Origin of the sequence: Flavobacterium sp., assembly GCF_020217025.1 — a bacterium.
Classification (GTDB): Bacteria; Bacteroidota; Bacteroidia; order Flavobacteriales; family Flavobacteriaceae; genus Flavobacterium.
The window spans coordinates 1-10,000 of the sequence record NZ_JAIWOF010000104.1; the positions used below are offsets into that span (position 1 = coordinate 1).

The 10,000-nt window shown below is 32.4% G+C and carries 10 protein-coding genes and 1 pseudogene; 6 read left to right on the forward strand and 5 right to left on the reverse strand.

Annotation, left to right across the window (positions count from 1 at the left end):
* Positions 1-389: pseudogene (locus tag LDL23_RS05055) on the reverse strand (tRNA uridine-5-carboxymethylaminomethyl(34) synthesis GTPase MnmE); the annotation flags it as partial.
* 118 nt (positions 390-507) lie between these two features.
* Between LDL23_RS05055 and LDL23_RS05060 the strand changes: the two are divergent.
* The 3 genes from LDL23_RS05060 to LDL23_RS05070 are packed head-to-tail and all read left to right on the forward strand — an operon-like array spanning position 508 to position 3,251.
* Positions 508-1,854 carry a DEAD/DEAH box helicase gene (locus LDL23_RS05060; protein ID WP_291264735.1) on the forward strand — a complete coding sequence of 449 codons (1,347 nt, stop codon included), beginning with the start codon at positions 508-510 and terminating at the stop codon, positions 1,852-1,854.
* A gap of 13 nt (positions 1,855-1,867) precedes the next feature.
* Entirely contained in the window at positions 1,868-2,599 is a 732-nt protein-coding gene (locus tag LDL23_RS05065; RefSeq protein WP_291264736.1) for a DUF4348 domain-containing protein, read from the forward strand.
* A gap of 16 nt (positions 2,600-2,615) precedes the next feature.
* Entirely contained in the window at positions 2,616-3,251 is a 636-nt protein-coding gene (locus tag LDL23_RS05070) for a class I SAM-dependent methyltransferase (RefSeq protein ID WP_291264737.1), read from the forward strand.
* Positions 3,252-3,319: 68 nt separating this feature from the next.
* Here LDL23_RS05070 and LDL23_RS05075 read toward each other — a convergent pair whose 3' ends face one another.
* The 3 genes from LDL23_RS05075 to LDL23_RS05085 form a co-directional block, all read right to left on the reverse strand.
* Positions 3,320-4,858 (reverse strand): SulP family inorganic anion transporter, encoded by a 1,539-nt coding sequence (locus tag LDL23_RS05075; protein ID WP_291264738.1) that lies wholly within the window; start codon positions 4,856-4,858, stop codon positions 3,320-3,322.
* Positions 4,859-4,921: 63 nt separating this feature from the next.
* Positions 4,922-5,380 carry a pantetheine-phosphate adenylyltransferase gene (gene coaD, locus LDL23_RS05080; protein WP_111567539.1) on the reverse strand — a complete coding sequence of 153 codons (459 nt, stop codon included), beginning with the start codon at positions 5,378-5,380 and terminating at the stop codon, positions 4,922-4,924.
* Between the two features lie 3 nt (positions 5,381-5,383).
* Positions 5,384-6,358: a D-alanine--D-alanine ligase gene (locus LDL23_RS05085; protein WP_291264739.1), complete on the reverse strand. Its 975-nt coding sequence runs from the start codon at positions 6,356-6,358 to the stop codon at positions 5,384-5,386.
* A gap of 179 nt (positions 6,359-6,537) precedes the next feature.
* On the opposite strand from LDL23_RS05085, the gene LDL23_RS05090 reads away from it, so the two are divergent.
* From LDL23_RS05090 to yaaA, 3 genes are all read left to right on the forward strand, one after another.
* A complete protein-coding gene (locus LDL23_RS05090; protein WP_291264740.1) occupies positions 6,538-7,197 on the forward strand; it encodes a PASTA domain-containing protein in 660 nt (219 codons plus the stop codon).
* Positions 7,184-8,221: an RluA family pseudouridine synthase gene (locus tag LDL23_RS05095; RefSeq protein ID WP_291264741.1), complete on the forward strand. Its 1,038-nt coding sequence runs from the start codon at positions 7,184-7,186 to the stop codon at positions 8,219-8,221. Before LDL23_RS05090 ends, LDL23_RS05095 begins: the two co-directional genes overlap by 14 nt.
* Before the next feature lie 138 nt (positions 8,222-8,359).
* On the forward strand, positions 8,360-9,118 hold the full coding sequence (yaaA, locus tag LDL23_RS05100) for a peroxide stress protein YaaA (protein ID WP_291264742.1): 759 nt from the start codon (positions 8,360-8,362) through the stop codon (positions 9,116-9,118).
* A gap of 181 nt (positions 9,119-9,299) precedes the next feature.
* Here the strand turns inward: yaaA and LDL23_RS05105 are convergent.
* On the reverse strand, positions 9,300-10,000 hold a 701-nt coding region (locus LDL23_RS05105), incomplete at its 5' end, for an MFS transporter (RefSeq protein ID WP_291264743.1).

The window sequence follows — 10,000 nt, forward strand, 5'->3', positions numbered from 1 at the left end:
TGCGATAAATCCAATTTCCCGTTTAAAAAAGCGCGTAAGGTAAATTCACCTGCCTGAGCCATTTTTGCGCCTTTACGAAGTAATAATTGGATAATTTGTTGTTGGATAAAAGTAGAACCATGACACGATATTTCAATCACATTTTCCCCAGTGTATGAATTTGGACCTTTGAAAATCGAAAGCAATACTTGGTCGTATATTTTTCCATTATCTGTGATATGTCCCAAATGAATCGTATGGGTTTTCTGTTTCGTAATATCTTTTCCTGAAACCGATTGAAATACTTCCGATGCAATCGTAATAGCGTCTTTACCAGATAATCGAATAATAGCAATAGCACCCGCTCCAGATGGTGTAGCCAAAGCAACTATGGTTTCTTGTGGAATCATGTTCTAAATTTAGATCACAAAGATAGAAAAGTTATATTTAAAAAGTGATTGATTTTGAGTTAACGAGATAGTTTAAGGTTTAAAATATTAATTCAACAATCATCACTATCTTTGCCGCATGAGTCAAAATCCATATTCCAACAATGTACTATTGAATCTTGGTATTCAAAGTTTAAACAAAATGCAAGAAGCAGCCCAAAAGGCTATTTTGAATGAAGATAATATTTTATTGCTTTCCCCAACAGGTTCGGGAAAAACGTTAGCTTTTTTATTACCAATTTTTCAATTATTAGAAGAAGATGTAAAAGGAGTGCAATGTCTAATTTTAGTGCCATCACGCGAATTAGGTTTGCAAATTGAACAGGTTTGGAAAAAAATGGGAACGCATTACAAAGTCAATACGTGTTATGGAGGTCACTCGATAGAAACGGAATTCAAAAACTTAAGCAATCCGCCAGCGTTGTTAATTGGAACGCCTGGAAGAATTGCCGATCATATTGAACGAGGAAGTTTTGCTACTGAAAACGTAAAAACCTATGTTTTAGATGAGTTTGACAAGTCGTTACAATTGGGTTTCCATGAAGAAATGTCTTATATCATTGGAAAAATTACTAAAGCAAATAAACGCATTTTAGTTTCTGCAACTTCAGGAGTGGAAATTCCGAAATATACTAAGGTTGTTAATCCGAAAGTTTTGGATTTTATTCCGAAAGAGAAGCAAAATGACAATTTATATATTCGCATCGTATTTTCGAAATCTAAGGATAAAATTGATTCCTTATTTCAATTAATTTGTTCTTTGAATTCCGAAGCTGCGATTATTTTTTGTAACCATAGAGAAGCGGTGGAACGCATTCATGATATGTTGACTCAAAAAGGCATTATTTCTACGTTTTATCATGGTGGGTTAGACCAAGACGAACGCGAACGTGCTTTAATTCAGTTCAGAAATGGCAGTGTTTCCTATTTGATTACAACCGATTTAGGCGCGCGTGGTTTGGATATTCCTGAAATGAATCACGTAATTCATTACCATTTGCCAGCTAAAGAAGACGAATTCACCCACAGAAATGGAAGAACGGCTCGTATGTTAGCCACTGGAACCGCTTATGTTCTGGTAAACGAAACCGAAAAGAAAGCCGATTATTTTGATTATGGCAAACGAAGATTAGATGTTTCCAATGCGAAATCGTTGCCAAAAGCGCCTTTATATCAAACGCTTTACATCAGTGGAGGAAAGAAAAATAAGTTGAATAAAATTGATATCGTTGGTTTCTTTTCTCAAAAAGGTAAATTAGAAAAAGATGATATTGGCTTAATCGAAGTCAAAGATTTTATTTCGTTTGTAGCAGTAAAATATCCAAAAATAAAAACTCTATTGCAAAACATCAAAGACGAAAAAATGAAAGGGAAGAAGTATAAAATTGAAGTAGCAAGAAAGGTGATTAAAAAAGAAGAGGAATAAAATAGATTTATCTATGAAATATTTGTTTTTAATTGTAATTTTTTGTTTGTTTTCTTGTAAATCTGAAGGTGAAAAGTTAGATGATTTGCAGCAAAATGAATTAGAGACAGTGTTGACTGAGAATTTAACTGAAATTGATACGACTTCTTTTATGAAATTTTTCGAAAGTTTTATTTTTGATAAAAGACTTCAAAAGAGTAATAAAGACAATTCTATTGATTATAATTTTTTCTCATCGAAAGATTTTGTTGCTTACTTGAATTCGGACACATTATCGGTTTTTGAAGAGAAAAATGTTTCTGATAAACAAGATTTAATAATTTTAGATTTAAAAAAAAGTAAAAATTTAAAGTATAAGTTTGAAAAGATAAATCAGAAATGGACGTTTTTAGGTTCTAGTGCCATTTCCATTAATAATTTGTCCGAAAAAAAGTTTGTTGATTTTTTTATGAAATTCTCAAAAGATAGTATTTATCAAAAATCACACATTTTATTTCCCTTAGAAGATTATTCCCTTGATGATGATTATCAAATCATTTCACAAAAAATAGAAAAAGAAAAATGGAATCATTTAAATCTTGTAGAAGAAATAGAAAGTTTACTTTTTTTCGCCAATATTGATTCCAATAATAACTTTAGAAATATTTATTACAGAGGAAACGACAACGGAATTTTAGTGAAATTAACTTTTAAAAGAGTTAATAATGAGTGGTTTTTAGTTAAAACAGAAGATTATTCAACTTAATCAATAATTGTGATTTATGACTTCTCCAACCTGTCCACTTTGTAATTCCACTGCAACGCTTTTCTGTGAAAAGCCAAAACATTTGTTTTACAAATGTCATACTTGCGATGGAATTTTCAGACCTAAACATACTTTTTTAACCGCTGAAGAAGAAAAAGCACATTACGAAAAACACAATAATGATGTTTTTGATGAACGGTATCAAGCGTTTGTTTCGCCAATAGTTAATGCTGTTTTATATGATTTTTCTATCGAAGCTAAAGGTTTGGATTTTGGTTCAGGAACGGGTCCGGTAATTGCTAAAATGTTGACGGATAAAGGGTTTCAAGTTCAGAATTACGATTTATTCTTTGCGAATGAACCTTCACTTCTAAATCAAAAATACGATTACATTTCGTGTTGCGAAGTAATGGAACATTTTCATCAACCTTACAAAGAATTTGAATTACTAAAAAGTTTATTACTTCCAAAAGGTAAATTATACTGTAAAACAGAAGTTTTCAACAACCAAAAACCTTTTGAAAATTGGTATTACAAAGATGATTTTACACATGTTTTCATTTATCAACCCAAAACTTTGGAATGGATAAAAGATAAATTCCATTTTTCGAATTTAATTATCAAAGAAAAGTTGATTGTGTTTGAGAATTAAAACATAAATTTCACTAATTAGCACGAATAGATTTGTGAAAATTAGTGAAATTCGTGTTCCATTTTAGATTATACTTTCTCAACCGCAACTTTATACGTCGGGTCTTCTAAAATATTGACATCAATTATAGCTTCTGCATTTTTTAGTAAATCGATACAATCAGAACTTAAGTGTTTTAGATGTACGGTTTTACCCAATTTTGCATAGCGTTCTGTTATTTTGTTAACTGCATCAATCGCGCTCATATCAGAAATTCTGCTTTCGGCAAAATCAATTATGATTTCATTTGGATCGTTATTTACATCAAATTTTTCAGCAAATGCAGTAGTTGAACCAAAGAAAAGTGGTCCGTATAATTCATAATGTTTTACGCCGTCTTCATCGATATATTTTCGAGCACGAATACGTTTTGAACTTTCCCATGCAAAAATCAAAGCCGAAATAATTACTCCAACCAAAACTGCTAAAGCTAAATTATGCAAGAAAATTGTAATCAAAGTAACAATTACCATTACTAAAATATCTGATTTTGGCATTTTGGTAAACGCTTTAAAACTCGCCCATTCAAAAGTTCCTATTGCTACCATAATCATAACTCCAGTCAAAGCGGCCATTGGTACTAATTCAATAACTGGTGCACCAACTAAAATAATAATTAAAATGGTTAAAGCTGCTACAATTCCAGATAAACGAGCACGAGAACCTGCTGATAAATTTACTAACGTTTGTGCAATCATCGGACATCCGCCCATTCCGAAGAAAAATCCGTTAGCAATATTGGCTGTTCCTTGAGCTAAACATTCTCGATTACTATTTCCTTTGGTAGCTGTAATTTCATCTACTAAATTTAGGGTTAGCAAACCTTCAGTTAAACCTACAGCTGCCATAATAGTCCCGTAAGGCAAAATAATCATAAAAGTATCCCAAGTAAATGGAATTTCAGGAATATGAAAAGGAGGAAGGCTTCCGCTAACAGAAGCAATGTCAACCACTTGTTTAGTATCGATATTAAAACCTACCACAACAGTAAAAACAATAATAATGGCAACTAAAGAAGCAGGAACCGCTTTTGTAATTTTTGGAAAAACAAGAATAATAGCAATGGTTAATGCGACTAAAGCACTCATCGTGAGTAAAGGTGAACCCGAAAGCCATTCAGAAGTTCCATCGGTAACTTGTTTAAATTGTTCGAATTGCGACATAAAAATAATAACCGCTAATCCATTTACGAATCCAAACATTACAGGATGCGGAACTAATCGGATGAATTTACCTAATTTGAATAACCCTACAATAATTTGGATTACACCTGCAAAAGCAACAGCTCCAAACACATATTCTAATCCGTGCGATTGCATCAAGGCGATTAAAACAATTACAGTTGCACCAGCTCCACCCGAAATCAAACCTGGGCGACCACCAAAAATAGCTGTAATTAATCCCATTATAAAAGCACCATATAATCCTGTTAGAGGAGGAAAGCCAGCTAAAATTGCAAAAGACAACGATTCAGGAATCATGGTCATAGCAACTGTTAAACCTGCTAATATTTCAATTTTGTAGTCTACTTTTTGTTTGAAGTCAAAGAGATTTAATACTTTTTGCATGTAAATTTAGGCTTAGGTAATTTAAGGTGCAAAAGTAAACATTAATAAATAAAGAGAAAGATTTTACTTTTTATCCAAAACCGATTCAGGAACCAATTGCGAAATATCGCCACCATTTCTCAATACATCACGTACAATACTTGAAGAAATGAACGAAGTTCGAGCAGCTGTTAATAAGAAAACCGTTTCTATTTTCGACATGACACGATTGGTATGAGCAATAGCTTTTTCAAACTCAAAATCAGCTGGGTTTCTAAGTCCACGTAAAATGAAATCCGCTTTTTCTTTTTTACATAAATCGATAGTTAAACCAGAGTAGGTGATGACTTTAACTTTTGGTTCGTCTTTGAAAGCTTCTTCGATGAAACGCTTTCTATCTTCTAATGAAAACATGTATTTTTTTTCGGCATTAACACCAATCGCCACAATGACTTCATCAAATAAAGAAACGCCTCTTTTGATAATATCGAAATGTCCGTTAGTAATTGGGTCAAATGAACCTGGAAATATTGCTTTTTTCATAGTTTACTTATTTAAAGCCAATTCAATAGCGTTTTCAAACAATTCAGGTAATGAAATTCCAGCTTCGCGAGCTTGTTGCGGTAGAATACTTTCGGTGGTTAAACCTGGGATGGTATTCATTTCTAGCATATGTGGTTCATCGTTAACAATAATGAATTCACTTCTCGAAAAACCTTTCATTTTTAAAACTTCATAAGCTCTTTTGGCAACCGTTTCGATTTTTACTTTCAATTCGTCCGAAATTCTGGCTGGCGTAATTTCTTTCGATTTGCCTAAATATTTCGCTTCGTAATCAAAAAAGTCGTTTTCGGATACGATTTCGGTAATTGGTAAAACTGTAACAGTTCCTTTATAATTAATCACACCAACTGAAACTTCTGTTCCGTCAAGGAAACTTTCAATAATGATTTCGTCGTCTTCTTTATAAGCGTTTTCAATAGCAGGAAGAAATTCTTCTTTAGTTTTTACTTTCGAAATTCCGAAACTTGAACCCGATTTATTTGGTTTAACGAAACAAGGTATACCTACTTTCGCTAAAATTTTGTCGACATTAATTTCATCGTCTAAATTCAAATAATACGATTCCGCCGTTTTGATTCCATAAGGTTTTAAAACGGATAACATATCACGTTTGTTGAACGTTAAAGCTGCTTGATAATAATCACAAGAAGTTTGAGGAATGTTTAGTAATTCAAAATACGCTTGCATCAAACCATCTTCTCCTGGCGTTCCGTGAATCGCATTAAAAACTACATCAAAATTGATTTTCGTTCCATTTACGGTTACTGAAAAATCGTTTTTATCCATTGGGAATTCGGCATCATTTTCGTCCACATACACCCATTTTTCCTTAAAAATATGAATACGATACGGATTAAATTTAGCACGATTAATATTGTTAAACACAACATTTCCGCTAGTTAACGAAATTTTGTACTCGCTAGAGTAACCTCCCATGATAATGGCAACGTTTTTCATTTTGAAATTCTAAAAGTGATACACAAAATTACATTATTTATTGAGATTTTGTGTTCTTTTCTTCGATTACCAAAGAAATATTTTTGCAATTCATTCGTTTTAAAAGGGTGAAGAAATCAAAATGAATTGCTTCGTAATTTCTTTTTGATTTTTATATCTTTGTCAAAATATCATTTTGTATGAGTTTATTTAAATATTTAACTAGTAGAACATTTTTTACTCAAGCTTTTTTAGCCGCTGCAATAGTTGTGGGTTTTACTTTTTTAGTGATTCAGTTTTTAGATTTTAGAACCAATCATGGTCAGGAAATCAAAGTGCCTGATTTATCTAAAATGAAACTAGAAGTTGCTGAAGAAAAGCTAAACGAATTGGATTTAGAAGTTTTCTTGTTAGATACAGTTGAATTTAATGCTGATTTTCCTCCTTTTACGATTTTAGAGCAAGATCCAAAAGCAGGAAGTTTGGTAAAAGACGGTCGTAAAGTCTATGTGAAATTAAATGCAGGTGAATTTACGGATATTACTATCCCAGAATTTAAAGACAAAACGTTCCGGCAAATTTCGGCTACTATAAAATCGTTAACTTTAAAAGAAGGGAAAATCACTTATAAACCACACATTGCGAAAGATATTGTATTGCAAATTTATCAAAATGGAAGAAGATTAAGAGCTGGAGATAAAGTGAAGAAAAGTTCTACTTTAGATTTTGTATTAGGTGATGGAAAAGAAGTTTTCAATGAAGACACATTTAGTTCAGAAGAGCCAGCAGATACATTGCCTCCAGTAGAAGAAGGCGTAACAGAACCAGTAGAATTTAAAGATACAGATGGCGGATTATAATGTAGGAACCGAACTCGAAGACGAGTTATACGAACATCATCGTTTTGAAGCAAGTAAAGGTCAATCGGCTTTGCGTGTGGATAAATTTTTGATGAACATGATTGAAAATACCACCCGAAATAAAATACAACAAGCAGCAGAAAATGGTTCCATTTTAGTGAACGATGTTGCGGTAAAATCCAATTATAAAGTAAAAGCTGGTGATGTGGTGCGATTAGTTTTAGCGCATCCAACATACGAGCAATTGCTAACACCTGAAAATATTCCATTGGACATAGTTTATGAAGATGATCAATTGTTGGTGATTAATAAACCAGCAGGAATGGTAGTACATCCAGGTCACGGAAATTATTCGGGAACTTTGGTGAATGCATTAGCGTATCATTTCGAGAATTTACCCATGAACAGTTCGGAACGACCAGGTTTAGTTCATCGAATTGATAAGGATACTTCAGGATTATTAGTGGTAGCGAAAACAGATTTTGCTATGGCATATTTGACCAAACAATTTGCTGAGAAAACTTCGGAAAGAGAATATGTAGCATTAGTTTGGGGAAATATCGAAGAAGACGAAGGAACTGTGGAAGGTAATATCGGTCGTCATGATACAAATCGAATGCGAATGGCGGTTCATGAAAGTGATGAAAAAGGAAAACACGCAGTAACACATTACAAAGTTTTAGAGCGATTTGGATATGTAACTTTAGTTTCTTGTCAATTGGAAACGGGAAGAACACATCAGATTCGTGTTCATATGAAACATATCGGTCACACGCTTTTTAACGATGAACGTTATGGAGGTGATTCTATTTTAAAAGGAACGACTTTTACAAAATACAAACAGTTTGTCGATAATTGTTTTAAAGTTTTACCAAGACAAGCACTTCATGCCAAAACATTAGGATTTGAACATCCCATCACAAAAGAATTTTTACGTTTTGATACGCCAATTCCGCAAGATTTACAGGAATGTATTGATAAATGGAGGGTTTATTCAAAAGCGCAAATATTTACAGAAGAATAAAAAAAATATTTAAAAATTAGAACCTCCAAATCAAAAGATAGTTGGAGGTTTTTTTATGGTACTATAATTAAATCTTATAACACTAATAAACCAACATTTGTATATTTTCGTACTTTTGAGAAACAGAAATAAGAAACTATGAAAATTGTTATATCACCAGCTAAGTCTTTAAATTACGAGAGTCCGTTACCAATTTCAAATTACACAGAACCTGCTTTTTTGTCGAAATCGGAAACCATTCAAAAGACGTTAAAAAAGAAAAAACCGAAGCAATTAATGGAGCTTATGGATATTTCTGAAAAGTTAGCCGAATTAAATTGGCAACGAAATCAAGAATGGAGTGTTCCTTTTTCTCCTGAAAATGCACGTCCAGCAGTTTATGCTTTTGATGGTGATGTGTATACCGGATTAGATGTGTATTCGTTACTAACAGATAAAGTAGCAATTTTACAAGATAAATTACGAATCCTTTCAGGTTTGTATGGACTTCTAAAACCTTTAGATTTAATGCAACCTTATCGATTAGAAATGGGAACTTCAATCGCAATTGGAACCAAGAAAAACCTTTACGAATTCTGGAAAAAAACCATCACAGATGTCTTAAACAAAGAACTTTCTAAAGATGAATTATTTCTAAATTTAGCAAGTAACGAATATTTTAGTGCAGTTGACACCAAGGCATTAAAAGTTCCAGTAATTACGCCAGAATTCAAAGATTACAAAGATGGAAAATTAAAAATGATTAGTTTCTTCGCAAAAAAGGCAAGAGGCTTAATGGTGCGCTACATAATCGATACCAATGCAGAAACTATTGAAGATTTAAAAGGTTTTAACTACGAAGGTTATGCTTTTGATGCGAATTTGAGCAAAGGAAATACTTTAGTTTTTACAAGATAATACAATCTAATCTAAATTGAGGGTTATATTATCTAACACGTCTAAAATCTTTTATTCGATAAGAAAATTTATCAAATTGTAGTAGCTAATCTTACAATCAAATTTGTTATCCCATAAATAAAAAAATCCTACTAAATTTTAACAGTAGGATTTTTTATTAATTTTATGTTGATGCTATACATTAGTGCATCGCTTCACTAATATTTACTTTGTTTTTATTGTTTTTAATTAAAAGGATAATGGGTATACATATTAAAAATAGAATACCTAAAAACAGAAAAATATCCATATAGGCTAGAACAGTACTTTGTTTAGTAATACTTAAATCAATTATTTTGTGAGCTTTATCTAAAGCCTCATTAGAACTAAAGCCTTTTGCCATAAACCCATGTTGTAATTGACTAATTCTGTCTTGAACTTGCACTTTTGTAGCATCAATATTTCCTATTAAATTAACACGGTGCTCTTGACTAAATCGTGCTATAAATGTGGTTATAATAGCTATACCAAATGAACCACCTAATTGTCGCATCATTCCTGTAAAAGCGGCCCCTTCACCAATACTTTTTCCTTTTAATGTAGAAAGCGATAACGTAGTAATGGGAACAAAGAGAAGTCCCAAGCCTAATCCCCTAATAATTAAAGGCCAATACATGAATTCTTCTCCAGTATCAGGTGTCATGATATTATACATCCAAAAAGTAAAGAAGAAGAACATTAAAAATCCAATGGCAACTAAATACTTTTGAGGAACACCTCTTTGAAGTAATTGACCAATAATTGGCATCATAAAAGCCGTCATTAAAGAACTCGGAATTAAAAGTAAGCCAGCATCAGTAGCCGTCCAACCTAAAATGGATTGCGTATAAATTGGAATAATAA

Excerpts from the sequence above, each read along its gene's own strand:
- LDL23_RS05060 (WP_291264735.1), top strand. The coding sequence starts at position 508 with ATGAGTCAAAATCCATATTCCAACAATGTACTATTGAATCTTGGTATT.
- LDL23_RS05065 (WP_291264736.1), top strand. The coding sequence starts at position 1,868 with ATGAAATATTTGTTTTTAATTGTAATTTTTTGTTTGTTTTCTTGTAAA.
- LDL23_RS05070 (WP_291264737.1), top strand. The coding sequence starts at position 2,616 with ATGACTTCTCCAACCTGTCCACTTTGTAATTCCACTGCAACGCTTTTC.
- LDL23_RS05075 (WP_291264738.1), bottom strand. The coding sequence starts at position 4,858 with ATGCAAAAAGTATTAAATCTCTTTGACTTCAAACAAAAAGTAGACTAC.
- coaD (WP_111567539.1), bottom strand. The coding sequence starts at position 5,380 with ATGAAAAAAGCAATATTTCCAGGTTCATTTGACCCAATTACTAACGGA.
- LDL23_RS05085 (WP_291264739.1), bottom strand. The coding sequence starts at position 6,358 with ATGAAAAACGTTGCCATTATCATGGGAGGTTACTCTAGCGAGTACAAA.
- LDL23_RS05090 (WP_291264740.1), top strand. The coding sequence starts at position 6,538 with ATGAGTTTATTTAAATATTTAACTAGTAGAACATTTTTTACTCAAGCT.
- LDL23_RS05095 (WP_291264741.1), top strand. The coding sequence starts at position 7,184 with ATGGCGGATTATAATGTAGGAACCGAACTCGAAGACGAGTTATACGAA.
- yaaA (WP_291264742.1), top strand. The coding sequence starts at position 8,360 with ATGAAAATTGTTATATCACCAGCTAAGTCTTTAAATTACGAGAGTCCG.